The 26,391-nt window shown below is 69.8% G+C and carries 22 protein-coding genes and 1 pseudogene; 9 read left to right on the top strand and 14 right to left on the bottom strand.

Annotated elements, in window-relative coordinates; all coding sequences use genetic code 11:
- The 3 genes and pseudogenes from VFV21_RS07840 to VFV21_RS07830 form a co-directional block, all read left to right on the top strand.
- Nucleotides 1-285 (top strand): annotated as a pseudogene (locus VFV21_RS07840) (hypothetical protein); the annotation flags it as partial.
- Between the two features lie 22 nt (nucleotides 286-307).
- Nucleotides 308-892, top strand: a complete 585-nt coding sequence (locus tag VFV21_RS07835; protein WP_329668875.1) for a hypothetical protein — start codon at nucleotides 308-310, stop codon at nucleotides 890-892.
- 315 nt (nucleotides 893-1,207) lie between these two features.
- Nucleotides 1,208-2,164: a hypothetical protein gene (locus VFV21_RS07830; RefSeq protein WP_329668874.1), complete on the top strand. Its 957-nt coding sequence runs from the start codon at nucleotides 1,208-1,210 to the stop codon at nucleotides 2,162-2,164.
- A gap of 98 nt (nucleotides 2,165-2,262) precedes the next feature.
- Here VFV21_RS07830 and pyrC read toward each other — a convergent pair whose 3' ends face one another.
- Nucleotides 2,263-3,300, bottom strand: a complete 1,038-nt coding sequence (gene pyrC, locus VFV21_RS07825; protein WP_329668873.1) for a dihydroorotase — start codon at nucleotides 3,298-3,300, stop codon at nucleotides 2,263-2,265.
- A 172-nt stretch (nucleotides 3,301-3,472) separates the two neighbouring features.
- On the opposite strand from pyrC, the gene VFV21_RS07820 reads away from it, so the two are divergent.
- Together VFV21_RS07820 and VFV21_RS07815 are read left to right on the top strand one after the other, a co-directional pair.
- Nucleotides 3,473-4,294 (top strand): type IV toxin-antitoxin system AbiEi family antitoxin domain-containing protein, encoded by an 822-nt coding sequence (locus VFV21_RS07820; RefSeq protein WP_329668872.1) that lies wholly within the window; start codon nucleotides 3,473-3,475, stop codon nucleotides 4,292-4,294.
- A complete protein-coding gene (locus VFV21_RS07815; RefSeq protein ID WP_329668871.1) occupies nucleotides 4,287-5,213 on the top strand; it encodes a nucleotidyl transferase AbiEii/AbiGii toxin family protein in 927 nt (308 codons plus the stop codon). Before VFV21_RS07820 ends, VFV21_RS07815 begins: the two co-directional genes overlap by 8 nt.
- Nucleotides 5,214-5,329: 116 nt before the next feature.
- On the opposite strand, the gene VFV21_RS07810 is transcribed toward VFV21_RS07815, so the two are convergent.
- Nucleotides 5,330-5,827 carry an SgcJ/EcaC family oxidoreductase gene (locus tag VFV21_RS07810; protein ID WP_329668870.1) on the bottom strand — a complete coding sequence of 166 codons (498 nt, stop codon included), beginning with the start codon at nucleotides 5,825-5,827 and terminating at the stop codon, nucleotides 5,330-5,332.
- Nucleotides 5,828-5,977: 150 nt separating this feature from the next.
- On the opposite strand from VFV21_RS07810, the gene VFV21_RS07805 reads away from it, so the two are divergent.
- The 3 genes from VFV21_RS07805 to VFV21_RS07795 are packed head-to-tail and all read left to right on the top strand — an operon-like array spanning nucleotide 5,978 to nucleotide 9,101.
- A complete protein-coding gene (locus VFV21_RS07805; protein ID WP_329668869.1) occupies nucleotides 5,978-6,721 on the top strand; it encodes a helix-turn-helix transcriptional regulator in 744 nt (247 codons plus the stop codon).
- Nucleotides 6,718-8,625, top strand: coding sequence for a hybrid sensor histidine kinase/response regulator (locus VFV21_RS07800; RefSeq protein WP_329668868.1), 1,908 nt, complete (start codon nucleotides 6,718-6,720; stop codon nucleotides 8,623-8,625). The genes VFV21_RS07805 and VFV21_RS07800 overlap by 4 nt, the downstream gene beginning before the upstream one ends.
- Nucleotides 8,622-9,101 carry a response regulator gene (locus VFV21_RS07795; protein ID WP_414638520.1) on the top strand — a complete coding sequence of 160 codons (480 nt, stop codon included), beginning with the start codon at nucleotides 8,622-8,624 and terminating at the stop codon, nucleotides 9,099-9,101. Before VFV21_RS07800 ends, VFV21_RS07795 begins: the two co-directional genes overlap by 4 nt.
- Before the next feature lie 65 nt (nucleotides 9,102-9,166).
- On the opposite strand, the gene VFV21_RS07790 is transcribed toward VFV21_RS07795, so the two are convergent.
- From VFV21_RS07790 to VFV21_RS07755, 8 genes are all read right to left on the bottom strand, one after another.
- Nucleotides 9,167-10,204 carry a glycerophosphodiester phosphodiesterase family protein gene (locus VFV21_RS07790; RefSeq protein WP_414638519.1) on the bottom strand — a complete coding sequence of 346 codons (1,038 nt, stop codon included), beginning with the start codon at nucleotides 10,202-10,204 and terminating at the stop codon, nucleotides 9,167-9,169.
- Between the two features lie 159 nt (nucleotides 10,205-10,363).
- Nucleotides 10,364-11,305: an SDR family NAD(P)-dependent oxidoreductase gene (locus tag VFV21_RS07785; protein ID WP_329668865.1), complete on the bottom strand. Its 942-nt coding sequence runs from the start codon at nucleotides 11,303-11,305 to the stop codon at nucleotides 10,364-10,366.
- Complete coding sequence (locus VFV21_RS07780) at nucleotides 11,302-12,000, bottom strand: cupin domain-containing protein (RefSeq protein ID WP_329668864.1); 699 nt, start codon at nucleotides 11,998-12,000, stop codon at nucleotides 11,302-11,304. The genes VFV21_RS07785 and VFV21_RS07780 overlap by 4 nt, the downstream gene beginning before the upstream one ends.
- Nucleotides 12,001-12,062: 62 nt before the next feature.
- Nucleotides 12,063-12,470, bottom strand: coding sequence for a hypothetical protein (locus VFV21_RS07775; RefSeq protein WP_329668863.1), 408 nt, complete (start codon nucleotides 12,468-12,470; stop codon nucleotides 12,063-12,065).
- Nucleotides 12,470-14,950 carry an alpha/beta hydrolase fold domain-containing protein gene (locus VFV21_RS07770; protein ID WP_329668862.1) on the bottom strand — a complete coding sequence of 827 codons (2,481 nt, stop codon included), beginning with the start codon at nucleotides 14,948-14,950 and terminating at the stop codon, nucleotides 12,470-12,472. The genes VFV21_RS07775 and VFV21_RS07770 overlap by 1 nt, the downstream gene beginning before the upstream one ends.
- A gap of 123 nt (nucleotides 14,951-15,073) precedes the next feature.
- Nucleotides 15,074-15,829: a hypothetical protein gene (locus VFV21_RS07765; RefSeq protein WP_329668861.1), complete on the bottom strand. Its 756-nt coding sequence runs from the start codon at nucleotides 15,827-15,829 to the stop codon at nucleotides 15,074-15,076.
- Nucleotides 15,826-17,145, bottom strand: coding sequence for an amidohydrolase family protein (locus VFV21_RS07760; RefSeq protein ID WP_329668860.1), 1,320 nt, complete (start codon nucleotides 17,143-17,145; stop codon nucleotides 15,826-15,828). The genes VFV21_RS07765 and VFV21_RS07760 overlap by 4 nt, the downstream gene beginning before the upstream one ends.
- Nucleotides 17,146-17,290: 145 nt before the next feature.
- Nucleotides 17,291-17,980 carry an SDR family oxidoreductase gene (locus tag VFV21_RS07755; protein ID WP_329668859.1) on the bottom strand — a complete coding sequence of 230 codons (690 nt, stop codon included), beginning with the start codon at nucleotides 17,978-17,980 and terminating at the stop codon, nucleotides 17,291-17,293.
- Nucleotides 17,981-18,392: 412 nt separating this feature from the next.
- Here VFV21_RS07755 and VFV21_RS07750 point away from each other — a divergent pair, with 412 nt between their 5' ends.
- Nucleotides 18,393-21,353, top strand: coding sequence for a TonB-dependent receptor domain-containing protein (locus tag VFV21_RS07750; RefSeq protein ID WP_329668858.1), 2,961 nt, complete (start codon nucleotides 18,393-18,395; stop codon nucleotides 21,351-21,353).
- Nucleotides 21,354-21,420: 67 nt separating this feature from the next.
- On the opposite strand, the gene VFV21_RS07745 is transcribed toward VFV21_RS07750, so the two are convergent.
- From VFV21_RS07745 to acnD, 4 genes are all read right to left on the bottom strand, one after another.
- Nucleotides 21,421-21,834 (bottom strand): YciI family protein, encoded by a 414-nt coding sequence (locus VFV21_RS07745; RefSeq protein WP_414638518.1) that lies wholly within the window; start codon nucleotides 21,832-21,834, stop codon nucleotides 21,421-21,423.
- Nucleotides 21,835-21,863: 29 nt separating this feature from the next.
- Nucleotides 21,864-23,048, bottom strand: coding sequence for a 2-methylaconitate cis-trans isomerase PrpF (prpF, locus tag VFV21_RS07740; RefSeq protein WP_329668856.1), 1,185 nt, complete (start codon nucleotides 23,046-23,048; stop codon nucleotides 21,864-21,866).
- 83 nt (nucleotides 23,049-23,131) lie between these two features.
- Nucleotides 23,132-23,491 carry an endonuclease domain-containing protein gene (locus VFV21_RS07735; protein ID WP_414638517.1) on the bottom strand — a complete coding sequence of 120 codons (360 nt, stop codon included), beginning with the start codon at nucleotides 23,489-23,491 and terminating at the stop codon, nucleotides 23,132-23,134.
- A gap of 170 nt (nucleotides 23,492-23,661) precedes the next feature.
- Nucleotides 23,662-26,271, bottom strand: coding sequence for a Fe/S-dependent 2-methylisocitrate dehydratase AcnD (gene acnD, locus VFV21_RS07730; protein WP_329668855.1), 2,610 nt, complete (start codon nucleotides 26,269-26,271; stop codon nucleotides 23,662-23,664).
- Nucleotides 26,272-26,391: the final 120 nt, after the last annotated feature.

The following is a 26,391-nucleotide window of genomic DNA, read 5'->3' as shown; positions in this document are numbered from 1 at the left end:
GCTCCAACCGGCGGCAACCACCTCGCAAGAACGGTAGCTCGCCTACGCCGTGGATGGCTTGGAGCGTATGTCACAACCTCTTTCTTCTCTCCTGCGGTTCAGAAGGAGGTTTATGAAGACCAGTACCCTTTAATCCTAATTAACGGTGGCCAGCTCGCTGCGGAAGCAACACGCATGCAACTCACAGGTGGCTACTCCTCTTTGGAGAAATTCCTCGACTTCGTCGACCAGGGTTACGAAGAGCAGGTCAGCTCCCGGGATCCTGAGGAAATTCTTTGGGACTAGATCCGACGTAAACCGACCTCTCATGCCCCCCAAGCCTGCCGAAACTACCGTACTCACGTTAGCCATCGTTTCTGCCGCATCGAACGCCTCAACGCCTTTCATCATCGCCATAGACGGCCGCAGCGGCTCGGGAAAAACCACCCTGGCGCACCAGCTCGCCGCGCTGCTCGACGCTCAAGTCATCGAAAGCGACGACTTCTACGCCGGCGGCACCACCGTCCGCACCGACGATGCGGCGTCCCGCGCCGAGGCCTGCATCGACTGGCGCCGCATCCGCCCGGTGCTGGCCAGCCTCAAGGCCGGCCAGCCGGCCACATGGCGGCCGTTCGACTGGGACGCCTTTGACGGCCGGCTGGGTGATACGCCACGCGCTGCCCTGCCGGCCCGGTTCGTCATCCTCGAAGGCGTGTACTCAAGCCGCCCTGAACTCGCCGATCTGGTCGACTTCCACATCCTGGTGGACGTCAGCGCGGAGACGCGCACGCAGCGCCTGCTCAAGCGCGAGGGCCAACTGGGCCCTTGGGAGCGCCAGTGGCACGCCGCCGAGGAGCACTACTTTGGCGTCACCCTGGCGTCGCATCGCTTCGACGCGGTGCACGGCCGCTGATGGCGCCGGATTCCGGCCGCTCGCCCGGCCCAGGCTGTATCCGTTCATCCCGCCGGTGCTAGCCTCCGGGACATGACGCTCGGTCCTTCCTCCGCCTTCTGCCGACGGCTCCTGGCTTTAACACTGCTGCTGTCCCTGGCGGCTTGCGAGCGCGACGCCGCAATGGACAGGGCCAGCGAATCGGCCCCGGATTTAGAACCCGTGGCCGAAGAAAACGGCGCCGTCAGCGTGGCGCCGATCCCATCCGCGACGCCGGCGCCAGCACCCGCCGTCGAACCCAGCCCACCGAAAGCAGCGCCGACCGATTGGTCCGCCATGCCGCTGGCCTCGGGTGAGGCCTGGCTCAGCTGCGACCTCGACTACTCCCAACACGGCGACGGCGAACCGCTGCTCGCCCTGGACCGCGAGGCGCTGGAGTCCGCGCTGGCCGGCTGCGTCGAGCGCGGGGTGCTGCGGTTGCGCTACCGCGGCCGCATCGCCAGCGATTTCGCTGCCCTGGTCGAGCGGACCACGCGCGTCGCCGACGCGCTCGGCATCCGCAAGCGCGTGCTGGACCTCGATTCCGCCGGCGGCATGGTGGAGGACGCCATCCGCGCCGGTGACTTCATCGCCGAATCCCGCTGGACGATCTGGGTGCGCGAGGAATCAATCTGCCACAGCGCCTGCGTGTTCCTGCTCAGCGCCGGCGACGTGCGCCGCATCGCCGGCCACGTGGGCATCCATCGCCTGATTCGCATGAGCTCCACCGCCACTACCCGCGCCGAACTCAATGCCGAGCTGCGCGTGGTGCACGGCCGCGTCCGCGACTACCTCGAGCGGAATGGCTCCAGCGTGGCCGTGGCCGACCTGATGATGGCGGTGCCCAACCGCAGCCTGCGCATGCTGTCGGCCGACGAACTGCTGCGCTTTGGCCTCGACGGCGTGAACCCGGCGCAGGATGACCTCGACCGGCTGCGGCTGCAGCGCGAATGCGGCCAGGATTTCGTATCGCGCCGCGACGCCTTCGCCCGCGCCTTCGACCGCAAGTGCCGCGAACACGAGAGCGAGCTCGACCAGCTCAACGCCTGCGGCCTGGCCTTGCGCCGGGACTTCGGCTTTCCCGATGCGGAATGCCCGGCCGAGAGCCCGCTCTCGGAGTTCGACCTGGCCCAGGCCGAGCCGGAGCCCGTGGAAGCATCCCCCGAAGCGACCGGACAGCCGCTAGGCGGCGCCTACGTCGACGGCCAAGGCGCCGCCGCGACGCAGACCACCCCGGAACCGCCTTCTGGCTGACGCTTCGGCTATTCGGAATCTGGCGCCTTCGCGAACTCCGCTTGCCTGCGCGCCGCACGCTCCGCCCGCCGTCGCTCCGCGCGGGACACCCGGATAACTCAGTCTTCGAGCCGCCAGGCCAGCGAGGTGCCCGCGCGCAGCGGCACCAGCGCGGAGCTGCCCTCGCCCAGCTCCGCAGGAATGTCCCACGGCTCGCGCACCAGCGTAATCGTGTCGGTGTTGCGCGGCAGGCGGTAGAAATCCGGACCATGGAAGCTGGCGAACGCCTCCAGCTTGTCCAACGTGTCCTGCTGCTCGAACACCTCGGCATAAAGCTCGATCGCGCCATGCGCGCTGTACATACCTGCACAGCCGCAAGCCGACTCCTTCGCACCGCGGGTGTGCGGCGCGCTGTCGGTACCCAGGAAGAACTTCGGGCTGCCACCGGTCGCTGCGGCTACCAGCGCCACGCGGTGCTCCTCGCGCTTCAGCACCGGCAGGCAGTAGTGGTGCGGGCGGATGCCGCCCTGGAAGATCGCGTTGCGATTCATCAGCAGGTGGTGCGGGGTGATGGTGGCCGCCACGTTGGCCGGCGCCGCCGCCACGAACTCGGCGGCCTGCCGGGTGGTGATGTGCTCGAGCACGATGCGCAGCTTCGGGTAGCGCTGCACCAGCGGCCGGAGCAGGGTTTCGATGAACACGGCCTCGCGGTCGAACACGTCCACGTGGGCGTCGGTGACTTCGCCGTGCACCAACAGCGGCAGGTCGTGCTGCTCCATGGCGGCGAGCGCGGCGTGGCAGTTGTCGATGTGCTTCACGCCGGAATCGGAATTGGTGGTGGCGCCCGCGGGGTACCACTTCACCGCATGTACGAAGCCGCTGGCCTTGGCGGCGGCGATGTCGTCGGCGCTGGTGCGCTCCGTGAGGTAGAGCGTCATCAGCGGCTCGAACGACAGGCCGGCGGGCAGCGCGGCCAGGATGCGGTCGCGATAGGCGCCGGCCAGCGTGGCGTTCACCACCGGCGGCACCAGGTTGGGCATCACGATGGCGCGGGCGAAGCGGCGCGCGGTATCGGGCAGCACGCGGGCCAGCATCTCGCCGTCGCGCAGGTGCAGGTGCCAGTCGTCGGGGCGGGTGATCGTGAGGCGGGTGGGCATGGCGGCGGCTTCAGGGATCCCGGAACAGTCGTCATTGTCGCCGATTGCTGCCACAGGCATCGACAAGCAATGGTTTGTATTTTCATCAAAAAGCTAACTACAAATTACTCAAACCGTTCATTAGCAAACCATTCGCTTGCGTTCGGTTTTTATAATCAATATTTTACTAACTATGGCTGAGCAAAATCGCCAAAAGCTGAACCGACTGCTAGCCGAGCTAGGGGACGCCGACATGGTGTCGGCACGTTGGCTGCGCGGCCATGGCTATTCCACGGCGCTCGTCGCGGGGTATGTGAAAAGGGGATGGCTACGGTCCCCCGCCCGCGGCGTGTACATGGCAGCGGCGGGCCTGGCCACCTGGGAAGGCGCCCTGCACTCCCTGCAGCAGCGGGAGCAACTGAGGCTCCATGCCGGGGCCCGCTTCGCCCTCGCCCTTCACGGGCACGAGCACTACCTGCGGGTGCAAGGCGTACGCGAAGCCACGCTGTACGGTCCGGATCGTCTTCCGGGGTGGGCAACCGCCCTGACCCTGGACGTCCGCTTCATGCACGGTGGCCTTGGCCCGTTCCCGCTCGTTGGAATCCACTTCTCGGCAGACGCCCCTGAAGATCGGCTCCGCGCGGAAGGACTGGAGCGGCTGGTGGTCTCTTCGACGACGGAGTGGGTCGTCGTCGCGAACCCCGAGCGCGCCATGCTTGAGCTGTGCCACGCAGCGCGGGACGCCGCCGACGTGCATGAGGCCCACGCGACGATGCAGGGAATGAGTGGTCTTCGACCGTGGGAGCTGAGCGGATTGCTCAGACGATGCCAGAGCATCAAGGCAAAACGACTGTTCCTTGCCCTGGCCGATCGCGCCAACCACGCATGGCTTGAGCACCTCGAACTGGAAAGCGTTGATCTCGGACGGGGAAAGCGCGCTTTCTTCCGTGGCGGGCGGATCGACGCGCGCTATCAGATAACCCTGCCTGCGGATCTGGAGTCCTCGCTTGGATAGGCGCTATGCGGATCGCGTCGCCTTGCTGGTGGCGGTCCTGCCGCAGCTTGCCCGGGAGCCTGACTTCGCGCTCAAGGGCGGCACGGCGATCAACCTTTTTGAGCACGACCTGCCCCGCCTGTCCGTGGACATCGACCTGGGCTGGCTGCGCACCCAATCATTTGACGAGGACGCCACGCTGATCCGCGATGCCCTCGGCAGGCTGGCGGACACACTGGCCAAGCCGCCACTGAAGCTTGACGTCGCGCTCTCACGTCCGGCCGGGGCCGGCACGCTGCATCGCATCGTCGCCAGCCGACGTGGCGCGCAGGTGCAGATCGAAACTTCGCCCGTCATGCGCGGCACCGTTCACCCAACGCGCACCATGCTGCTTCAACCCTCGATCGAGAGACAGTATGGCTTCGCGAGCACACAGGTGTTCCACTTCGCCGACCTGTACGCCGGCAAGATGGCCGCGGCGCTGTCTCGGCAACATCCCCGCGACCTGTTTGATGTTCGCGTACTGCTGGGGACTCATGGAATCAGCGATGAGCTGTGGCGAACTTTCCTCGTCTACCTGACGGCAAGCCCGAAACCGGCGGTTGAACTGCTCGATCCCGCAATCCCGGTCGACTTCGACAGGGTGTTCACTTCGCAGTTCGAAGGGATGACACGGGAGGCAGTCAAGCCCGGGGACTTGCTGGAAGCTAGGATCCGGTTCCTGCGTGAAATCCGGCGCCGTCTGGATGGCTCGTCCTGCGAATTCCTGCTCTCCGTGGAGCAGGAGCGCGCCGATTTCACATTGATCGGCTTGCCGCAGGCGGCGGCTCTTCCGGGGATAAGATGGAAATTGCGAAACCTCGAGCAGCGTGACGAGAGCAAACGGAGCGCCGACCTCGTCAAGTTGAAGGCGTTTCTCGGCCAAGTCAGCGGGGGTTAGATGCCCTCTGCCCAACCCCTCTCCCGCGGGCGGGAGAGGGGCTTTCAGGAAAACGCGGGGAGCCCACCCACCGGGGGCTCCCCGCTGCCAAACCGCCCCGGTCTGGCGTTGAACGGTCAGTTCGCGGCGAGGTGCTTCACCGGCTCCGGCATCGCCGAGCTGTGGTGCAGCACGATCTTCCAGTCGCCATCCACCTTCTCGTACACGTAGGTGTAGCGCGCCTGCACCTGGCGGCTCTGGCCGTTCTCGGTGAGGGTGAAGGTGTAGATGCCGGCATCGATGGCGGTGTCCTCGTCCACCTTCTGGATGTTGCGGCTGTTGATCACGCCCTTGGGCTGTAGGGTCAGGAACTTCACGAAGTAGTCCTGCACCTCGTCGCGGCCCTCGCGCATCCAGTTCGAGACGGTGGGCTGCAGCACGCCGTCCTCGGCGTAGAGGTTGGCCACGGTGGCGGGCTTGCCGGTCGCCAGGGCGGCGTTCCAGCGGTCGAACAAGGCGGCGATTTCGCGCTCGGCCGGATCGGTCGGGGCCGGGGCCTTTTCGGTGTACTCGCGGGCCTGGGCGGTGCCCGCCAGGGCCAGCAGGAAGGCGGCAGAAAGCAGGGTACGGGTCATGGGGGAGTCTCCGGTTGGGGTTGTCATTCGGCTCACATCGGTGGCGCCATCCTCCGCGCCGTAGCCCCGGGCGCCGTCTGCCGGTTGGCAGAGCCCGCGCTCTGCCGATCGGCGGAGCCGGGTCCCGCCCTCCCCGCCGAGACTGCCGACATGCAAGACGCCCCGCCCCGACTCGCCCGCTGGCGCGCCGAACTGCGCGAAGACGCCACCGCCACCCGGCAGCGCCGGGCGCTGGCCCGCGCGGCCGAAGCGTTGGCGCAAGCCGCGGATGCCGCGCACGCGGCCGAGGCGGTGCTGCGCCTGGCCGCCGAGCTCGCCGGGGCGCGCGACGCGGCCGTGCTCGCCCGCGGCGCGTCCGGCGTACGCCTGCTCGCTGGCCTCGGCGCCGCGCGGCCGGCGGGCGCCACGGTGCCGGGCGGCACCGGCTGGCGCACGTTCTCGGCGGGCTGGACCGCGCCTTCCGAAACCGGCCCGGGTCACGATGAGTGGCTGCTGCCCGGCACCGCGGCCGCGGGCACCGAGTGGCGCGGCGGCATCCGCTTCGCGGGCCAGGCGCTGGGTGCGCTGGTGCTGCGCCTGCCGGACCCCGGCGCCGAGGGCCTCGATGAAACGCTGTGCGCATTCGCGGCCCTGCTGGCGCCCTGCCTGGCGCCGGTGTCGTCAGCGCGCCGCCCGCGCCGCCGCCAGGACAGCGCGCTGCGCCAGCTCACCCCGCGCGAGCGCCAGGTGCTCGCGCTGCTGCCGCGCGGCCTGAGCAACCAGGGCCTCGCCGACGCGCTCGGCATCGCGCCCGGCACCGCCAAGTCCCACGTCGAACGCATCCTGCGCAAGCTCGAATGCCGCGACCGCACCCAGGCCGCGGTGATGGCCGTGGAAGGAGGCCTGTCCGCATGATCCGCCCCTGGGAAGACTGGGCGCTGCCGCGCAAGACCGTGGCCGTCGTCGCCGGCCCGCTGCTGCTGCTGTTCGGCTCGGTGCTCGCCATCTACCTGCTCGAGCGCCAGACCGCGCGCGCCGAAGCCGACGTGCGCGCCACGCTCGCGCTCGTCTCCGACCTGCACGAAGCGCACAGCCAGCTGGCGGAAACCGCCGCCGCCGTGCGCGGCTTCCTGCTCGTGCGTCGCGACAATTTCCTCGACCCCTACCGCATCGCCGAGCCGCAGCTGCTGGCTACGGTCTCGCGCCTGTCCGAGCGCACCCGCGACGGCCCGCGCGCCGAGCGGTATGCACGCCTGCTGCCGCTGTTCGAACTCAAGCTCACCGGCTGGCGCGAACTGTTGCGCGAAGGCGCGGACCCCGACGACCCGGCGGTGCGCGCACAGCTGGTGGAAGGCAAGCAGACGCTCGACATCCTGCGCGCCGAGCTGCGCGAGCTGGGCGCGCTGGAGCGCAATGAACTCAACGCCCGCGCCGATGCCGCCGCCGCGCTACGCCAACGCAACCTGGCGGTGACGCTGGCGGTGGCGCTGCTCGGTGGCCTCGGTGCCGTGGCCGCGGCGGCGGGGCTGGCCGCCAGCCTGTCGCGGCGCCTGCGCCGTTTGGCCTCGGAAGCCAACCGCCTCGGCGAGGGCCTGCCGCCGCGCGAGGGCCGGGTGGCCGGCGATGAAATTGGCCAGGTGGACCATCGCCTGCGCGAGGCCGGCGCACTGCTTCAGGCCCGCGCGCGCCAGCTCGACGACGCGCGCCAGCAGGCCGAGGCCGCCAACCGCGCCAAGGATGAATTCCTCTCGCGCATGAGCCACGAGCTGCGCACGCCGCTCAACGCGATGCTCGGCTACGCGCAGCTGCTGGCCGATACGCCCGCCGCTACGCCGGCGCAGCGCTACGGCGGGCACATCGAAGTGGCGGGGCGGCATTTGCTGGGCCTGATTACCGAGATGCTGGACGTGGCCGCCATCGAAGCCGGCAGCCTCGGCCTTGAGCCGCGCGCGCTGCGGCTGGCGCCTTTGCTGCAGGAGGCCGTGTCGCTGGTGCAGCCGCAAGCCGCGGGGCGCGGCATCACGCTGGTTCCGCCTTCCGACGAAGCGGGGGCGCTGGCCGTGCACGCCGATGCCAAGCGCCTGCGGCAGGTGCTGCTGAACCTGCTGGGCAACGCGGCGAAGTACGGGCCGCCCGGCGGACGCGTCGAGCTGGGCGCCGTGGTGCGCGAGGGCGGGGTCGAGATTTCGGTGCGCGATGAAGGCCCGGGCCTGTCGCCTGACGCCGTGTCGCGGCTGTTCCGTCCGTTCGAACGCCTCGACAGCACGGCGCGCGGCGTCGAGGGCACGGGGCTGGGGCTGGCCCTGAGCAAGCGCCTGGTCGAAGCGATGGGCGGCGAGATCGGCGTCGAGACCGCGCCCGGCGCCGGCTGCCGCTTCTGGTTCCGGCTGCCGCCGGCGCGCGAGGCGCCGGCCGACGTGGACGCGGGGCGCGCGCCGGCCCTGGCGGTGTCGGGGCCGCGCCGCCTGCTGCTGGTCGAGGACAACGCCTCGAACCGCTCGCTGGTGCAGACGCTGCTGGCGCGCTATCCGGCGTGGACGCTCGAATCGGCCGTGGATACCGCGGGCGGCGAGCAGGCGCTGCGGGCGGGCGGCTTCGACCTGGTGCTGCTGGACCTGCACCTGCCCGACGGCGACGGCGCCGCGCTGCTGGCGCGCCTGTCGGCCGAAGGCGTGGCGCTGCCGCCTGCCATCGTGCTCACCGCCGATGCCACCGCCCAGGCTCGCGAGCGCGCGCTGCGCGCCGGTGCCGCCGCCGTGCTGACCAAGCCGCTGGACCTGCGGCAATTCCACCAGGAGCTGGCCCGATGCTTGCGATAGACGAACAGGCGCTGCTGTCGGCGCGCATCCTGGTGGTGGACGACGGCGCGGCCAACGTCGCGCTGCTCGAAGAGCTGCTCGGCCGCGAAGGTTTCACCCAGGTGCTCGGCACGACACAGCCCGAGCGATGCCTCGAACTGGTGCAGGCCTTCCAGCCCGACCTGCTGCTGCTCGACCTGTGGATGCCCGGCGTCGATGGCTTCGAGCTGCTGGCGCAGCTGGGCGCCCCCGCGCCGGGACAACTGCCCGTGCCCGTGATCGTCCTCACCGCCGACGCCACCCGCCGCACCCGCCACCGCGCCCTCGGCCTCGGCGCCCGCGACTTCCTCACCAAGCCCTTCGACCCGCTCGAAGTCCTGCTGCGCGTCTGGAACCACCTTGAGGTCTCCCTGCTCCTCCGACGCCTGCGCGACCTGGGCCAGGAAACCGAACTCCCAAAGCGCCCCAAATCAAATGAACCAGGTTCATTTGCTTAAAGCGGTACCGGGTGTCTTTTATTTTCCGAGGGAGACGGCAGCCCCGCGAATCAAATGAACCTGGTTCATTTGATTCGCGGTATCGCTTTTCGGGCGGCGGCGGGGTCGTCTACGAAGACGGCGTCCACGCCGGCCGACGCGTAGGCGCGGAGCTCGCGCGCTGAACCCTCCTCGTCCCGGGCAGGAACTTCGCCCTCGCTGCGGAAGCCGGATTCGATGAATACGTTTTCGGGGCGGAAGGTGTAGGCGATGACCTGCAGGCCTTCGGCATGCGCGGCGTCGACCAGGGCGCTGCGGTAGCCGATGCCGTCTTCGCGCGGGGTGATCTGCAGCAGGCGGTAGTGCGGGCCGATGGCGTCGGCGTAGGTGGCGATGTCACCGAGGCCCTCCGTCAACAGCTGCAGGTAAGTGCGCGGTGCACCCGCGTGCACGGTGTCGAAGGGCGCGGCGTCCGGCGCGCCAATCAGCTGCAGCAAGCGCACGTTGCCGCCCCGCGGCAGCTTCGCGCGAAGCCTGTGCAGGTTGGCGGTTTCGAAGGACTGGATGACCACCGGCGCGCGGCGGGTGTAGTCGTGCGCGGCCAGTACGTCGAGCAGCGGCTGCTCCATCGCTAGCCCGAGTCCGGCGAAGTAGGTCGGATGCTTGATCTCCGGCACCAGGCCGATGTCGCGCCCGCGCTTCGCAGACTCGGCCGCCGCCAGCGCGATGATCTCGTCGAACGTGGGCACGTCGAACCGCCCGTCCCATTCGGTCGATCGCAGCGCGGGCAGACGCTCGATCGCGCGCAGGGTCTTGAGCTCCGCGAGTGTGAAGTCCTCGGTGAACCAATCCTCGACCCAAGCCCCGTCCACCTGCTTGCGCGTGCGCCGCGACGCAAACCCAGGCCGCGCCGCCACGTCGGTCGAATCCGACAGTGCATTCTCGTGCCGCGCCACCAGCACGCCATCGCGGGTCATCACCAGGTCGGGCTCGATGGCGTCGGCACCGTGTTCGATCGCCAGCGCGTAGGCGGCCAGCGTGTGCTCGGGCCGGAGCGCGCTGGCGCCCCGGTGGGCGATGACCCAGGGGCGCGAAGGGGCGATGGCGTCGGACGACGGCGGCATGGGCGACAGCGTAGCGCGGGGCGCGGGCGCGCAGGCGGCCAAGGCGCCGGCCAGGGCCAGCAGCGGCAGGCAAAGCGCGCGGCGGATCCTCGTCATGCCCGCAGCTTAGCCGCAAGCCATGACAGTTCCTGCAAGCAGGCGGTCGGCCCCGCAGGAAGCTCAACCGCGACGGCCGCCTGCCCCGGGCACACGCTGCTCCAGCCACGCCACCAGCGCCTCGGCGTCCGCGCCCTGCCGGGTGAAGCCGAACGCATGCTCGTCGTCGCGATGCCGGTCCAGCCAGATGCCCTCGCCCGCCGCCGGGCGGGTCGCGGCCAGCCAAAGCGCCGTGTCGGCCCCTTCGTCGGCGTTGCGCAACACGGCGCGGAACAGTTTCCGGAAGCCCGGCAGCGCGGTGCGCACGCCGTCGGTATCCACCCAACCCGGGTGCATCACCCACGCGCGCGGGGCACCGGGACCCTCGCGGTTCCAGTAGTGCGTCAGCGCCACCTGCGCGCGCTTGTGCTGGGCATAGGCGAGGAAGCCATCGTGGCGGGCCGCCGCCGGCGCCTCCAGCGCGGCCAGGTCGAGGGCCGCGCCATACATGCCGCCCGAGCTCATCGAAACAATCGCGGTGCTCGCCGTCATCGCACCGCCGGCGCGCAGCGCGCGGTCGAGCACCCAATGGCCCAGCAGGTTGGTGGCCAGGCCGCGCTCGACGCCCTCGGCCGTGCGCGCGAAGTCGTGGCACATCACGCCGACGTTGTGCACCAGCACGTCCAGCGCGCCCTCGCGCGCCACCTCGGCGGCGGCCCGGCGGACATCCTGCATCAGGGAGAGATCCACGACCGCGGGCACGATCCGCCCCGGGCCCTGCGCGGCCATCACCAGGTCGGCCAGCTTGCCGCCATCGCGCGCGAAGGCGACCACCGTCGCGCCGCGCGCCACCGCGCCCAGCGCGATCGCGCGGCCGATGCCGCCGGTCGCGCCCGTCACCAGCCAGCGCTGGCCGCTGAAGTCCGCCTGCAGCGGCGCCTCGCCCACGCGCCGCCGGAACCCCAGCCGCGAGAACGGCCGCGCGAAGCGGGCGTAGAAGATCGCCGCACCCAGGGCCTTGATCATGCCGCCCACCGCGCCAGGAAATCGGCGTCCAAGTGCCCGGTCTTGACCAGAATGCGCGCACCCTTCGGCGCACGCGGCGCGTGCTGCGAAAGGTGCGGGCTGCGCAGCCAGCTGCCGGCCGGATACTCGCCATGCTCGTCTTCGAACACGCCGTCGAGCACCAGGATCTCCTCGCCGCCCCAGTGCGTGTGCGGCTGGAACACCGTGCCCGGCGCCCAGTCCACCAGCGCGGTGTGCTGGGTACCGAAGCTATGCAGCGGCATCACACGCAGGCCCGGCACCAGGCCAGGCCGCCACTCGCCGGCGCAGGTATCGATGCGCACGCGCTCGGTGTCGCCGGCCTGGAACTGGCGCAGCTTCACGAACAGCGTGCAGCCGCTCTCACTACGCGGCGCATGCCGGCTGCCGTCGGGATTGCGCAGGTAGGTGCCCGGGCCGTGGTCACCGCTCTCGTCGCTGAACACGCCGTCCAGCACCAGGATCTCCTCGCCGTCCGGATGCGCGTGGGTCGGGAACACCGAGCCCGGCGCGTAGCGCACCAGGCTGGTCGCCCGAGCGTCCTCCGCGCCCACGCGGTCGAGCAGGCAGCGCGTCACGCCCGGCGAAGGCGACGGCCGCCACGGCGCGTCGCCGGGGCGAAGGACGACGCGCTGGGTGAAGTCGGCGTTCAGGCGCATGGCAGGCTTCGATGGCATGCCGGCACCTTACGCCCGCGCCGGTGGATGCCGGGTGGAGGCGATGGCCCGCGCCGCGAGGCTCAGCGGACCACCATCACCAGCTCCACCCGTCGATTGAGGGGTTCGCGCGCATTTGCCGCGGTCGGCTGCGCCGGCCGGTCGAACTTCATGTCCCGCACCAGGATGTCGCGCGCCGGGATGCCCTGCCCTTGCAGGCGCGTGCGGGCGCCTTCGGCGCGGGCCTGGCCGAGGCCGGCATTGGAGCCGAGTTCACTGGCATCGATATGGCCAGACGCGATGTAGATCACTTCGCAGCCGGTGAAGTTGGCGGCCAACGCCTTCACGGTCTCGTCGCCGTACTCGTCCAGTGAGGACGAACCCAAGCCGTAGTAAAGGCTCGCTTCGTGCACCTCGCCGGAGGCGAAGCGGCAGGCCAGTGCCGGGGCGGGAAGGACGACCAACAGCAGCAGGGCGGACAGGCTACGCATCATGCGTTCCTTTCGACGGGGTTCGGGGGTGACGAGGGAGTGAGCTGGAGTTCCTCCGGGCGCTGCCGGCGCAGCCCTTCGACGTACTCACGGGTAAAGCCCGGGAAGATGGCCACCACCTTGCCGCCGTCCATGCGGTACCAGCTGCGGCACTGCGCCCAGACCGAGCGGCCCAATCGCGCCTGCAGGGCGGCATTGTGGGCGCGCTGCGTGTCGGCGTGCACCTCGATGGCGCGGTGGCCATCGGCGGCGACGGCCTGCATGCACGCGATGGCGTGACGCACGGCCGGCTCGATGTAGAGCAGCGTCGAGGTGTGGCCGGTGGCGGTGTTCGGCCCGAGCATCAGGAACATATTCGGGAAGCCGGCAACGTGGATGCCGTGGAAAGCCTCGGGTCCGTCGCGCCAGGCTTCGGCGAGCGTCACGCCGCCGCGGCCGCGGATGTCCAGTGACTGCAGCAAATGCACGGTGTCGAAGCCGGTGGCGCAGACCAGTGCATCCAGCTCGCGCTCGACGCCATCGGCCGTGCGGATGCCGCGGGCGGTGATGCGTTCGATGCCGGTGGTCACCAGCTCGACGTGCGGCTTCGACAGCGCCGGGTAGTAGTCGCTCGAATAGATGATGCGCTTGCAGCCCAGCGGATAGTCCGGCGTGAGCGCGGCGCGCAGGCCGTCGTCCGCCAGCTGTTTCCGGCGGTGCCAGCCGGCCCACCACAGCATGAAGCGCCGCATCAGCGTGCCGTCCTCGAAGCCGCGGCGACCCAGCTCCAGGAACGCCACCCAGAACGCCCGGACCGCCGCGGCGTAGGGCGGCAGCGCCGACAGCGCGCGATCGAACCCGAAGTAGCGCCGCTCCAGCCGCGGCAGCACCCAGTTCGCCGTGCGCTGGAAGACGTGCAGCCGCGCCGCCTGCGCCGCGATCGGCGGCACCAGCTGCACGGCCGTGGAGCCGGTGCCGATCACGCCCACGCGCATGCCTTCGAAGGATTGCCCGACCGGCCAGCGCGCCGAGTGCAGGCGCAGGCCTTCGAACGCATCGAGTCCCGGCAGGTCCGGCCAGCGCGGCTGGCTCAGCGGACCGGTGCTGCAGATGAAGAAGCGCGCGCGCAGCGTATCGCCGGCCGACGTGCGGAAATGCCAAAGGCCATCTGCCTCGTCGAACCGCGCCTCGAGCAGCCGCGTCCCCAGCCGCAGTCGCGCGGACAGGGCGTGCTTCTCCGCCAGCGCCTGCTGGTACGCGTGGATCTCCGGCGCGTTGGCGAAGCGCTGGGTCCAGCGCGTATTCGGTGCGAACGAGAAGGCGTAGGCCGGCGCCGGCACGTCCACCTGCGCGCCCGGGTAGCGGTTGTCCCACCAGGTGCCGCCGAGGCCTTCGGATTGTTCGAGGATGACGAAGTCGTGCAGGCCGGCGTTCTGCAGCTGGATCGCGGCGCAGAGGCCGGACATGCCGGCGCCGAGGATGAGGGTGTGGTGGGTGGCCTCTCCCCCGGCCCCTCTCCCCCGGGGGGAGAGGGGAGACGAGCCCTGAAGCCCCTCTCCCCCCCGGGGAGAGGGGTTGGGGAGAGGGGGAAGCTTCCCGGCGAGGAACCGCGCAATCCGCGAAACCGCCTCCCCCGCACTCGGCAACGTCCCCACCTGCAGCTGGAACACATGCCACCGCCCCGGCACGAAGTCGTGCACCACCTCCACCCCATCGCCCCGCAGCTTCGCCACGATCGCCACCGACTGCGCCGCCAGCAGATCATCGCTGCCGTTCTGCACCAGCACCGGCGGCAGACCACGCAGGTCGGCCAGAAGCGGCGATACCAAGGGGTCGTCCGCGCGCCCGGCAGCGTAGGCGCGCGCGTTGGCCCGCGCCCAGCGTTCGGACAGCATTGCCTCACCCGGAACCGCGGGCAGCGGCGAGCTTTCGCGCAGGTCCACCAGCGGCGCCAGCAGCACCAGGGCCGCGGGCTGCGGTCCAGCACCCGCGCCGCCGTGTTCGCGAGCGCGGTCGCGAAGCCTGATCGCCAACGCGAGCGCGAGGCCGCCGCCCGCCGAATCACCCGCCACCACCACCGGCCCTTCCGTGGCCAGCGCATCGAAGGCCGCCACCGCATCCTCCAGCGCCGCCGGGAACGGATGCTCCGGCGCGAGCCGGTAATCGATGACCACCACCGGCAGCCCGCTGTCGCGCGCCAGCCAGGCAGCGATCGTGCGATGCGTGCGCGGCGAACCGACCGTGTAGCCGCCGCCGTGCAGGTAAAGCACGACGCCCGCGCGCACTGGCGTTGCGCGTTCGTCCGCCCAGCGTTCGGCGCGTACGCCGCCTACGACGACATCACGCCGCGTGATGCCCTTCGGCAAGTGGCCGATGCGCGCGAGCAGGTGGAGCCAGCGGCGCTGCCACGGCACCGGCCAGCGCGGGTGAAAGGCGGGCTTGAGCAGCAGGCGCTGGGTGGTGCGCAGGGCGGCGGCTAGGAGGGTGTCGGGGAGGGGCATGGTGGGGAGGATAGCGGCTGGGGCGGGCCCTCTCCCCCGGCCCCTCTCCCGCAAGCGGGAGAGGGGTGAGGCGCGGCTAAGCCCCTCTCCCGCTTACGGGAGAGGGGTTGGGGAGAGGGTGCGTCAAAAGCGCCAGCTGGCCCCCGCCAACGGCCCCGCCAAGCGCGCATCCACCCGCGTCCCGTTCTCACGGTAGTCCACCGACAGCGCCCGCAGACCCGCCGAGAACACCCAGGCGTTCGACGACGCATAGTTCGCCACCACCAGCCACTGGTGCGTGCCGTCCGATCCGACGCCGAAGCCGCCGACATCGGCATAGCCAATCACCGACCACCGCGGCGACAGGCTCACGTTGGCGCGCGCCGCGAAGATCGGATCGGTGAAACTGTCACCCGGCGAGCGCGCCACGCCGATCAGCGGCACCGCCACCGCCGCGTTGACGTCCCAGTGGCGCAAGCCGCCGAGCAGGTCGAAGGCCACGCGCTCGCCTTCATGCACGCGCCAGCCCGCGGCCAGCGTCAGCGAGGTTTGGCGCAGGCTTCCTTCGGCCGGCAATCCGGGCGGCACCACGCCCTCCTTCGACGAGGCGGCATAGCTGAAGTCGCCCAGCAGCACGAGCCGGTCGCGGCGCGCGAACGCGGAGAGGAAGAAGGCACCGTCGCTGTCCTCGAGCACTTCGCTGAAGGACTTGTCGATGCGCACCGTGGGCGCGCCCGCGAACGGCGTCAGCGTGCCGCCCAGGCCCGAGCCCCAGACGTAGGGCGTGACCTGGCCGGTCCATTCGCGGCTGCCCGCGTCCTCCTGCGCGGCGACCGGGGCGGCGGCGATCGCCGCGGCCAGCGTTGCGGTGCAAGCGCCAAATCGGGCCAGCGTCTTCATTTCGGCTCCTTGACGATCGCGCCGTCCTTCATGATCACGACGAAGTTCTTGCCGGGGTCGCCGACCAGCGCCAGGTTCGCGAGCGGATCGCCGTCCACCAGGACCAGGTCGGCCAGCGCGCCCTCGCGCACCACGCCCAGCGCGCCGGCGTAAGGCGAACGCGGACCCGACAGCGCCAGCAGCTGCGCGTTGTCATGCGTGGCCAGCTTCAGGATCTCGGCCGGCGTGAACCACGGCTGCAGCTTGAGCAGGAAGCCGGTCTGCTCCGCGTTCACCGCCGGGTCGAACAGCACGTCGGTGCCCCAGGCCAGCTTCACGCCGGCGGCCTTGGCGCGGGCCCAGATGGTCTGCTGCGCGTCGATCACCGGCTTGCGCTTGGCGCGGCGGGCGGCGTCCATGTTCTCGCTGTCATCCTGCAGCATCTGCAGGCTGAGCCAGATGCCCTTCTCGGCCATCAGCTGCAGCGTGGCGTCGTCGAGCAGCTGGCCGTGCTCGATGCACTTCACGCCGGCCTCGATGGCGCGGCGCACGGCCTTGGGGGTGTAGGCGTGCACGGTGACGTAGGTGTTCCAGTCGTCGGCGGCCTCGACGCCGGCGCGCAGTTCGTCGAGCGTGTACTGGGTGACGTCGAGCGGATCGTAGTCGGAGCTGGTGCCGCCGCCGGCCATCATCTTGATCTGGCTGGCGCCGAAGCGCAGGTTCTCGCGGGTGGCGGTGAGCACGTCGTCGCGGCCGTCGGCGATCCAGGTGGCGCCCAGCTGCTCGGCGCGCGAGAGCTGGCCGGTGAAGCGGCGCGGGCCCTCGTGCGGCGCGCGCAGGTCGCCGTGGCCGGAGGTCTGGCTCAGGTGCGCGCCCGAGGGCCAGATGCGCGGGCCGCGGACCTGGCCGGCATCAATGGCGGCCTTGAGCGGGAAGATCGGCCCACCCATGTCGCGCACGCTGGTGACGCCGCGCAGCAGCATCTTTTCCGCGCCCTCGGCCGCGGCGCGCCCGGCGATCTCCGGCGTCAGGCCGGGCGACTGCAGCGTGGCCATGTCCATCGCGCCGAAGGTCATGTGCACGTGCACGTCGATCAGGCCGGGCATCAGCGTGCGGCCGGTGCCGTCGATCACGCGCGCGGTGGGGTCCGCGGCGTCCGGGCCGATGGCGGCGATGGTGTTGCCCCGCACCAGCACGTTGGTGGGCGCCGACAAGGCCGGGCCCACGCCGTCGAAGACGCGCACGTTCCGGAACAGCACGGCGTCCTGCGCCGCGGCGGGTAGCGCGAATGCGGCCAGCAGCGCCAGCCAGGGCGCGAGGCCCGTGGTCTTGCCCATCGTTTTCTCCCCTGCCCGATGCGGTCGGGCGTGATTGACACCAGCAACGCGCCGGCGGCCGGTTCACGGCCGCGTCTTGCCCGAGTGTGTCGAGGGGATGTGAAACCTGTGTGCAGGGCGAGCGCGACGGCGCCCGCCCGCCGCGTCACACCCGGCCGACCACCGGGATCAGCGCGCCGGTGATGGCGCCGGCGTCGTCGGAGAGCAGGAAGGCGATGGTCGCCGCCAGCTGCGCCGGCTGCACCCAGCGCGCGAACTCGGCGTCGGGCATGTCGCTGCGGTTGGCCGGGGTGTCGATGATGCTCGGCAGCAGCGCGTTGACGGTGATGCCGCGGTCCTTGAGTTCCTCGGCCAGGGCTTCGGTGAGCCGCATCACGCCGGCCTTGGAGGCCGCGTACGCGCCCATGCCCGCGCCGGCCTTCACCGCGCCGTTGGCGCCGATGTTGACGATGCGGCCGCCGTCGGCAAGATGCGCCAGCGCCGCCTGGCAGGCGGCCACGGCGGTGCGCAGGTTCATCTGGTACATCGCGTCCCAGCCCTCGAGCGAGGCGCCCGCCACTTTCTCCCAGCGGAAACCGCCGGCGATGTTGACCAGGCCGTGCAGGCCGCCGTGGGCCTGGGCGATGGCCTTGAACGCGGCGCTCGCTGCTGCCGCGTCGCCGAGGTCGACGCCGCCGTGCAGGCTGGCCGCGCCCAGCGCGGCGGGGTCGCGCGGTGCGTCGGCGCGATCGATCGCGGCCACGTTCGCGCCCTGCGCCAGCAGCGACTGCACCACCGCGGTACCGAGGATGCCGAAGGCGCCGGTGACGGCGATGGTCTTTCCCTTGAGCGACATGCTGATCTCCTGAGTCCGGGCCGGGGATGGTAACCGAGCCGCCGACCAGGCCCGGCCTGGCACCCGGCGTTCGCGCAATTGCGGCATTGCAGCAGCCTGGACGACCTGCGATGGACCGGGCTGCGGCGTCGACAAAAGCGCCCAAAAGCCGGTTAAGGCGTTTATCTCCTGCGAAAATTCTCCATCGGCAAGGCCCGATAACGAAAATTTAATCGCCCCGTCACCCCCTTTTAATGCTTCGTTAAGTTCGCGTTATATTCGGCGCGTCCGGACCCCGGAACGTGACCGGTCACGGGCCGTTACAGCGACCGGCACGCAGGGGCAGGACCACAAAAAAACAGGCTGTCACACGATTCATCACTCTGTTGGAGAGCAGAAAATGAAATCCAGGCCACACCCGCTGTCATCCGCCGTGCGCTTTGCCCTGTCGGCAAGCGCGATCGGCCTCCTCGGCCTCGCCGCGATGCCTGCCGTTGCGCAGGACGCCGCCGCCCCGGCCGCCGCGGCTTCCGAGCCCACCACGCTGGACCGCATCGAAGTGCTGGGTTCGCGCATCCGTCGCGCCGAAGGCGAGACCGCGCTGCCGGTGCTGTCGATCGAGCGCGCGGAGATCGAGCGCACGGGCCTGACGCAGCTCGCCGACATCCTGCGCGAGATCAGCGTCAACGGCCCGTCGCTGAGCCTCAACACCAACAACGGCAACACCAGCGGCAACTCCAGCGTCAACCTGCGCAACTGCGCCTCGAACCGCACCCTGGTGCTGGTGAACGGCCGTCGCTGGGTGAGCGGCAACGGCCTGGACGGCACCGTCGACCTGAGCTCGATCCCGCTGGCCGCGGTCGAGGGCATCGACATCCTCAAGGACGGCGCCTCGGCGCTGTACGGCTCCGACGCGCTCTGCGGCGTGATCAACGTCCGCACCCGCACCGATTTCGAAGGCGCGATGGTCTCCGGCTACTACGGCCAGTACCAGCAAGGCGACGGCGAGCGCGAGTCGGTGTCCTACACCATCGGCGGCAGCAGCGACCGCTTCTCGGGCCTGCTGAACATGTCGTACACCGACACCGGCGCCGTCTCGGCGGCTGACCGCGACATCTCGGCGGTGCCGCTGTTCGGCTTCCCGGCGAACGTGTCCACCCCGGGCCGCGCCAGCCCGGTGGGTCCGTTCGGCAACTTCAACGTCACCGGCCGCGGCAACATCACCCTCGATCCGAACCGCCCCGGCTGCCTGGTGAACCAGGTGTGCGCGCCGAGCACCGGCACGACGGATTTCCGCACCTACAACTTCCTCACCGACGGCTACAACTTCGCGCCGGACAACTACCTGAGCCAGCCGCAGACGCAGTACTCGCTGTTCGGCCAGGTCAGCTACCAGTTGTCCGATCCGGTCCGCTTCCGCAGCGAAGTGTTCTACAACCGCCGCGAAGGCGAGGCCCAGCTGGCCGCGCAGCCGCTGTCGCCGCTCAACATCGCCGCGACCAGCGTCTACAACCCGTTCGGCGTGGCCATCACCGGCGGCGCCTTCCGCCCGACCGACTTCCCGCGCCTGTTCGGGCAGGAGCAGGACACCTGGCGCTTCAGCGGTGCCTTCGACGGTTCCTTCGAACTGGGTGACCGCTACTTCTACTGGGATGCCGGCTACACCTTCGCCGAGAACCGCCAGCTGCAGCCGAAGAACGGCTTCTACTTCTCGACCCGCGTCGCCGCCGGTACCGGTCCGTCGTTCATCGACAGCACCGGCGTGGCCCGCTGCGGCACGCCGTCGGCCGTCATCGCCGGCTGCGTCCCGCTGAACTTCATGGGCGGCCCGGATGGCTTCACCCAGGCGATGTTCGACTACATCGCGGTGAACCCGAAGAACATCCAGAAGTACAGCCAGGAGTCCTACACGGCCAACCTCAGCGGCGACCTGTTCGACCTGCCGGCGGGCCCGATGGCCTTCGCCTTTGGCGTCGAGCACCGCATCGAGGAAGGCTCGAGCGAGCCCGATCCGCTGACGGCCGCCGGCCTGGTGCTGGGCGACAACCCGTTCCTGCCGACCCGCGGCAGCTACAAGGTCGACGAGGTCTACGCGGAGCTCAACATCCCGCTGCTGGCCGACGTGACCTTCGCGAAGTCGCTGGAGCTGTCGCTCGCCGGCCGCTACTCCGACTACTCGTCCTTCGGTGACACCACCAATCCGAAGGTGAGCGTGCGCTGGCAGCCGAGCGAGTCGGTGCTGGTGCGCGGCTCGTGGGGTGAAGGCTTCCGCGCCGCCTCGGTCAGCGAACTGTTCGCGGGCCAGGCCACCGGCCGCCCGGCGTTCCAGGACCCGTGCTCGGCGAACAACCCGCAGTTCATCGCCAACGCCGCTATCCGCGCCCAGTGCGCCGCCACCGGCGTGCCGGCGGGCTTCCAGAGCCAGCTGTCGCAGACCTTCGGCACCACCGGCGGCAACCCGAACCTGCAGCCGGAAACCTCGGTCTCCAAGACGCTCGGCATCGTGTACTCGCCGGGCTGGATGGAAGGCCTGGACATGTACCTGGACTGGTACAACCTGCAGATCGAGAACGCGATCGGCTCGCTGGCCGTGGCCACGATCCTCACCGAGTGCTACCAGCAGCTCAACCAGAACAGCTGCGCCCTGATCACGCGTGACACCACCGGTGCGGTCAACGGCAACCCGGGCGAGATCTCGAACATCCTGGCGACCAACATCAACTTCGTTGGCGGCCTGGAGACCGAGGGCTACGACTTCGGCGCCAGCTACCGGTTCGACACCGACAACTGGGGTCGCTACCAGATCCGCTGGGACAACACCTACGTGGCCTACTTCGGCGACATCGGCAAGCCGGAACGCGGCGAGCTGAACGCCGACGGCCGCATCTCGTCGGGCAACGTCGTGGGCACCCTGCCCTCGGGCAGCTCGGCCGGCGCGCCGCGCCACCGCCTGCGTTCGAACCTCAACGTGGCGTGGCAGATGGGTGACTTCACGGTGTCGGCCACGATGGAGTACCGCAGCCGGGTCCGCGAGACCTGCAACAACGTGTTCAACACCGCGACCGCCCTGGGCAACGTCGATCCGGCCTTCCGTGACCTGATCAACCTGTGCTCGGATCCGAACCGCCTGATCGACGTCTACCGTTTCCGCACGGGCACCAACGAGATCGAAGCCGTGCCGACGCGCGTCCCGAGCAACATGCTCGGCGGCACCACCTACACGCACATCCAGGGCACCTGGGCGGCGCCGTGGAACGCCAAGCTCTCGGTCGGCGTGCGCAACCTGTTCAACAAGCAGCCGCCGTTCTCGTCGGATGCCTTCGCGAACAGCTTCGACGCGCAGTACCTGATCCCGGGTCGCTTCTACTACCTGAACTACGAGCAGACGTTCTAAGTCTCCAAGTAGCAACCAGCTCCAATATTGCAGCCCCGGCAACGGGGCTGCTTTTTTTGCCCGGGGATTACTTGCCGGCGAGCTTGCCCGCCACGCGGCCATGCACCGCCTCGGCTTCCGGGGTCATGATCGACTCGAAATCGGCCAGTTCGTAGTGCGGACGGATCTCGATGTCGCTGGGACCGGTCATCGGGTTCGGGCAGCGCTTCACCCAGGCCACCGCCTCGTCCATGTCCTTCACTTCCCACAGCCAGTAACCCGCCACCAGCGATTCCGCGGGCGTGAACGGCCCGTCGACCACCGTGCGGGAATCGCCGTCGAACCGGACGCGCTTGCCCTGGGCGCTGGGCTTGAGCCCGTCGCCCGCGATTAGGATGCCGGCATCCGCCAGCGCTTCATTGAAACGTCCCATGGCCTCGAGCAGGTCGGACGAGGGAAAGAGGCCGGCTTCGCTGTCGGCGGTCGCTTTGACAAACACCATCACGCGCATGTCCTTGCTCCGGTCGGGGGTCAGGCGGGCACGCGGACGAAGCCTTCCATCAGCACCCGCGCGCTGCGGCTCATGATGGCTTTGCGAACCACCCACTGGCCGTCCACGCGGGCGGCTTCGGCGCCCACGCGCAGGGTACCGCTGGGATGGCCGAAGCGCACGGCGGTGCGTTCGCCGCCGCCTGCCGCGCGATTCACCAGCGTGCCGGGGATGGCGGCGGCCGTGCCGATGGCGACCGCGCAGGTGCCCATCATGGCGTGGTGCAGTTTGCCCATGCTCAGCGCGCGCACGTGCAGGTCGATGTCGGCGGCGGCCACGCGCTTGCCGCTGCTGGTGGTGTAGTCGGCCGGCGGCGCCACGAAGGCGACCTTGGGCGTGTGCTGGCGCTTCGCCGCGTCGGCGACGGCCGGGATCAGGCCCATGCGCACGGCGCCGTGGGCGCGGATGGTCTCGAACATCGCCAGCGCCTTCGGATCGGCGTTGATCGCGTCCTGCAGCTCGGTGCCGGTGTAGCCGATGTCCTTCGCGTTGACGAAGACGGTGGGGATGCCGGCGTTGATCATCGTCACCTCGAGCGTACCGAGGCCGGGCACGTCCAGCGCGTCGGTGAGGTGGCCGGTCGGGAACATCGCGCCGCCGCCCTCGCCTTCGCCCTCGTCGGCCGGGTCGATGAACTCGAGCACGATCTCGGCCGCCGGGAAAGTGACGCCGTCGAGCTCGAAATCGCCGGTTTCCTGCACCTGGCCATTCGCGATCGGCACGTGGCAGAGGATGGTCTTGCCGATATTGGCCTGCCACACCTTTACGACGAAGGTGCCGTTCTCGGGCAGCCGGGACTTGTCGATGAAGCCGTTCGCGATGGCGAACGGCCCCACGGCGGTGCTCAGGTTGCCGCAGTTGCCGCTCCAGTCGACGAAGGCGGTGTCGATGGCGACCTGGCCGTAGAGGTAGTCGACGTCGTGGCCGGGCTGCGTGCTCTTGCTGATGATCACGCACTTGCTGGTGCTCGAGGTGGCGCCGCCCATGCCGTCGGTGTGCTTGCCGTAGGGATCGGGCGAGCCGATGACGCGCATCAGCAGCGCGTCGCGCGCCGGGCCGGGGACGCGGGCGGCCTCGGGCAGGTCCTCCAGACGGAAGAACACGCCTTTGCTGGTGCCGCCGCGAAGGTAGGTGGCCGGGACTCGAAGCTGGGGGGCGTGGGGCATGGCGTTCTCGCGTTGTTGGGGACGGTGCCCCTCTCCCCAACCCCTCTCCCCCGGGGGGAGAGGGGCTTCAGGAGCGGCCCCGCTTAACTCCCCTCTCCCCTTGGGGGAGAGGGGCCGGGGGAGAGGATTCGCAAGATCTCCCCCAGTACCAGCTCCGTATTCTGCAATACCTCATGGTTCCAAAACCGCAGCACCCGAAACCCCCGCCCCGCCAGCCAGGCATCCCGCCTCGCATCACGCGCATGTTCGTTGTGCTGCCCGCCGTCGGCCTCGACGATGAGGCGATGCCGCAAGGCCGCGAAATCGACGATGTACGGGCCAATGGGATGTTGGCGGCGGAACTTGAAGCCGGCGAAGCGGTGGGCGCGGAGGTGGTGCCAGAGGCGGTGTTCGGCCTCGGTCATGGTGGTGCGGAGGTGTTTTGCGAAGCGGCGTTGGTGCATTTCCCCTCTCCCCAACCCCTCTCCCCGGGGGGAGAGGGGCTTTGAACTGGCCAGGGGCAATGCTCCCCTCTCCCCTTGGGGGAGAGGGGTCGGGGGAGAGGGGTGGTTCTTGTCGGAAAGCGGCCCCCTCTCCCCAACCCCTCTCCCGGAGGGAGAGGGGCTAGGGCGGATCAGGCGGCTTGGGTGGCGGCCAGGAAATCCTGGGCGAAGCGCTGCAGCACGCCGCCCGCCTCGTAGATCGAAACTTCCTCATCGGAATCGAGGCGGCACTGTACCGGCACTTCCACGCGATCGCCGTTGCGGCGGTTCACCACCAGCGTCAGCGTCGCGCGCGGCGCACGTTCGCCAACCACGTCGTAGGTCTCCGTGCCGTCCAGCCCCAGCGTCTTGCGGGTGGTGCCGGGCAGGAACTCGAGAGGCAACACGCCCATGCCGATCAGGTTGGTGCGGTGGATGCGCTCGAAGCCCTCGGCCACGATGACTTCCACGCCCGCGAGGCGCACGCCCTTGGCCGCCCAGTCGCGGCTCGAGCCCTGGCCGTAGTCGGCACCGGCGATGATGATCAGCGGCTGGCCGCGGTCGAGGTAGGTCTCGATCGCTTCCCACATGCGCATCACCTTCCCCTCCGGCTCCACGCGCGCCAGCGAGCCTTTCTTCACCGCGCCATCCACCACCGCCATCTCATTCGTGAGCGTCGGGTTGGCGAAGGTGGCGCGCAGCGCGGTCAGGTGGTCGCCGCGATGCGTGGCGTAGGAATTGAAGTCCTCTTCCGGCAGGCCCATCTTCGCCAGGTACTCGCCGGCGGCGCTGTCGGGCAGGATCGCGTTCGAGGGCGAGAGGTGATCGGTGGTGATGTTGTCGCCCAGCAGCGCCAGCGGGCGCAGGCCGCGCAGGGTGCGCTCGCCGGCAAGCGCACCTTCCCAGTACGGCGGGCGGCGGATGTAGGTGCTCTTCGGGCGCCAGTCGTACAGCGGGCTGACCTTCGCGGCGCTTTCCACGGCGATCTTGAACATCGGCTCGTACACGCTGCGGAACTGGGCCGGCTTCACCGACGCCTTCACGATCGCGTCGATTTCCTCGTCGCTCGGCCACAGGTCCTTCAGCGTCACCGGCTTGCCGCTGGCGTCGTGGCCCAGCGCGTCCTTCTCGATGTCGAAGCGGATGGTGCCGGCGATGGCGTAGGCCACCACCAGCGGCGGCGAGGCCAGGAAGGCCTGCTTCGCGTACGGATGGATGCGGCCGTCGAAGTTGCGGTTGCCGCTGAGCACGGCGGTGGCGTAGAGGTCGCGGTCGATGATTTCCTGCTGGATCTTCGGGTCCAGCGCGCCGCTCATGCCGTTGCAGGTGGTGCAGGCGAAGGCAACGATGCCGAAGCCGAGCGCTTCAAGCTCCGACTTCAGGCCGGCTTCCTCCAGGTACAGCGCCACCGCCTTGGAGCCGGGCGCCAGCGACGACTTCACCCACGGCTTGCGCGTGAGGCCGGCGCGGTTCGCGTTGCGCGCCAGCAGGCCGGCGGCGATCACGTTGCGCGGGTTGCTGGTGTTCGTGCACGAGGTGATGGCGGCGATGATCACGGCGCCATCGGGCATCAGGCCCTGCGCTTCCTGCGCGCGCGCGGCGTCAAGATTGCCGGCGATACCCTTGGCCGCGAGCTCGCTCGTGGCCACGCGCGCATGCGGGTTCGACGGGCCGGCCATGTTGCGGCCCACCGCGGAGAGGTCGAAGGACAGCGTGCGCTCGTACTGCGCCGTGGCCAGCGCGTCGGCCCACAGTCCGGTGTGCCTGGCGTAGGTTTCGACCAGCTTCACCTGCTCGTCGCTGCGGCCAGTGAGGCGCAGGTAGTCGATCGTGTTGGCGTCGATGAAGAACATCGCCGCGGTGGCGCCGTACTCGGGCGCCATGTTGGAGATCGTGGCGCGGTCGCCGAGCGTCAGCGCCGCGGCGCCTTCGCCGCGGAATTCAAGCCACGCACCCACGACCTTCTGCTTGCGCAGGAACTCGGTGAGCGCGAGCACGATGTCGGTGGCGGTGATGCCCGGCTGCGGGCGGCCGGTGAGCTCGACGCCGATGATGTCCGGCAGGCGCATCCACGAGGCGCGGCCCAGCATCACGTTCTCGGCCTCGAGGCCGCCGACGCCGATGGCGATCACGCCCAGCGCGTCCACGTGCGGCGTGTGGCTGTCGGTGCCGACGCAGGTGTCGGGGAAGGCGACGCCGTCCTGCACGTAGATCACCGGCGACATCTTCTCCAGGTTGATCTGGTGCATGATCCCGTTGCCCGGCGGGATCACGTCCACGTTCTTGAACGCGAGCTTGGTCCAGTCGATGAAGTGGAAGCGGTCCTCGTTGCGGCGGTCCTCGATGGCGCGGTTCTTCGCGAAGGCATCGGGGTCGAAGCCGCCGCACTCCACCGCCAGCGAGTGGTCGACGATGAGCTGCACCGGCACCACCGGATTCACCTGGGCCGGGTCGCCGCCCTGGTCGGCGATGGCGTCGCGCAGGCCGGCCAGATCCACCAGCGCGGTCTGGCCGAGGATGTCGTGGCAGACCACGCGCGCCGGGAACCAGGGGAAGTCCAGGTCGCGCTTGCGCTCGATGAGCTGCTTCAGCGACGCGGTGAGCGTGGCCGGATCGCAGCGGCGGACGAGGTTCTCGGCCAGCACGCGCGAGGTGTAGGGGAGCTTTTCGTAGGCGCCGGGCTCGATCGCCTCGACCGCCGCGCGGGCGTCGAAATGATCCAGGGCGGTGCCGGGCAGGGGGGTGCGGTAGGAGGTATTCATAGCCTGCGGATTTTATCCGATCGGCCCCTCCCGCGGACGTTCCGGAATCGGCGCTGCCGCGCCGGCGCGATTCAGTCCGCCAGCGCCTTCCTCAGCAACTCGGTCAGGGTGTCGTCGACG

This window comes from Arenimonas sp., assembly GCF_036275555.1.
GTDB lineage: Bacteria > Pseudomonadota > Gammaproteobacteria > Xanthomonadales > Xanthomonadaceae > Arenimonas.
Note: the sequence above shows the minus strand (reverse complement) of the source record. Positions and strands in the feature narration are given on the sequence as shown.

What these genes read in the sequence shown, in the direction of transcription:
- VFV21_RS07830 (WP_329668874.1), top strand. Translation starts at nt 1,208, where the DNA reads ATGCCGCTGGCCTCGGGTGAGGCCTGGCTCAGCTGCGACCTCGACTAC.
- VFV21_RS07745 (WP_414638518.1), bottom strand. Translation starts at nt 21,834, where the DNA reads ATGGTGTTTGTCAAAGCGACCGCCGACAGCGAAGCCGGCCTCTTTCCC.
- VFV21_RS07770 (WP_329668862.1), bottom strand. Translation starts at nt 14,950, where the DNA reads ATGCCCCTCCCCGACACCCTCCTAGCCGCCGCCCTGCGCACCACCCAG.
- VFV21_RS07760 (WP_329668860.1), bottom strand. Translation starts at nt 17,145, where the DNA reads ATGGGCAAGACCACGGGCCTCGCGCCCTGGCTGGCGCTGCTGGCCGCA.
- VFV21_RS07805 (WP_329668869.1), top strand. Translation starts at nt 5,978, where the DNA reads ATGCAAGACGCCCCGCCCCGACTCGCCCGCTGGCGCGCCGAACTGCGC.
- VFV21_RS07775 (WP_329668863.1), bottom strand. Translation starts at nt 12,470, where the DNA reads ATGCGTAGCCTGTCCGCCCTGCTGCTGTTGGTCGTCCTTCCCGCCCCG.
- prpF (WP_329668856.1), bottom strand. Translation starts at nt 23,048, where the DNA reads ATGCCCCACGCCCCCCAGCTTCGAGTCCCGGCCACCTACCTTCGCGGC.
- VFV21_RS07800 (WP_329668868.1), top strand. Translation starts at nt 6,718, where the DNA reads ATGATCCGCCCCTGGGAAGACTGGGCGCTGCCGCGCAAGACCGTGGCC.
- VFV21_RS07755 (WP_329668859.1), bottom strand. Translation starts at nt 17,980, where the DNA reads ATGTCGCTCAAGGGAAAGACCATCGCCGTCACCGGCGCCTTCGGCATC.
- VFV21_RS07835 (WP_329668875.1), top strand. Translation starts at nt 308, where the DNA reads ATGCCCCCCAAGCCTGCCGAAACTACCGTACTCACGTTAGCCATCGTT.
- VFV21_RS07820 (WP_329668872.1), top strand. Translation starts at nt 3,473, where the DNA reads ATGGCTGAGCAAAATCGCCAAAAGCTGAACCGACTGCTAGCCGAGCTA.
- pyrC (WP_329668873.1), bottom strand. Translation starts at nt 3,300, where the DNA reads ATGCCCACCCGCCTCACGATCACCCGCCCCGACGACTGGCACCTGCAC.
- VFV21_RS07810 (WP_329668870.1), bottom strand. Translation starts at nt 5,827, where the DNA reads ATGACCCGTACCCTGCTTTCTGCCGCCTTCCTGCTGGCCCTGGCGGGC.
- acnD (WP_329668855.1), bottom strand. Translation starts at nt 26,271, where the DNA reads ATGAATACCTCCTACCGCACCCCCCTGCCCGGCACCGCCCTGGATCAT.
- VFV21_RS07765 (WP_329668861.1), bottom strand. Translation starts at nt 15,829, where the DNA reads ATGAAGACGCTGGCCCGATTTGGCGCTTGCACCGCAACGCTGGCCGCG.
- VFV21_RS07735 (WP_414638517.1), bottom strand. Translation starts at nt 23,491, where the DNA reads ATGCACCAACGCCGCTTCGCAAAACACCTCCGCACCACCATGACCGAG.
- VFV21_RS07780 (WP_329668864.1), bottom strand. Translation starts at nt 12,000, where the DNA reads ATGCCATCGAAGCCTGCCATGCGCCTGAACGCCGACTTCACCCAGCGC.
- VFV21_RS07785 (WP_329668865.1), bottom strand. Translation starts at nt 11,305, where the DNA reads ATGATCAAGGCCCTGGGTGCGGCGATCTTCTACGCCCGCTTCGCGCGG.
- VFV21_RS07790 (WP_414638519.1), bottom strand. Translation starts at nt 10,204, where the DNA reads ATGCCGCCGTCGTCCGACGCCATCGCCCCTTCGCGCCCCTGGGTCATC.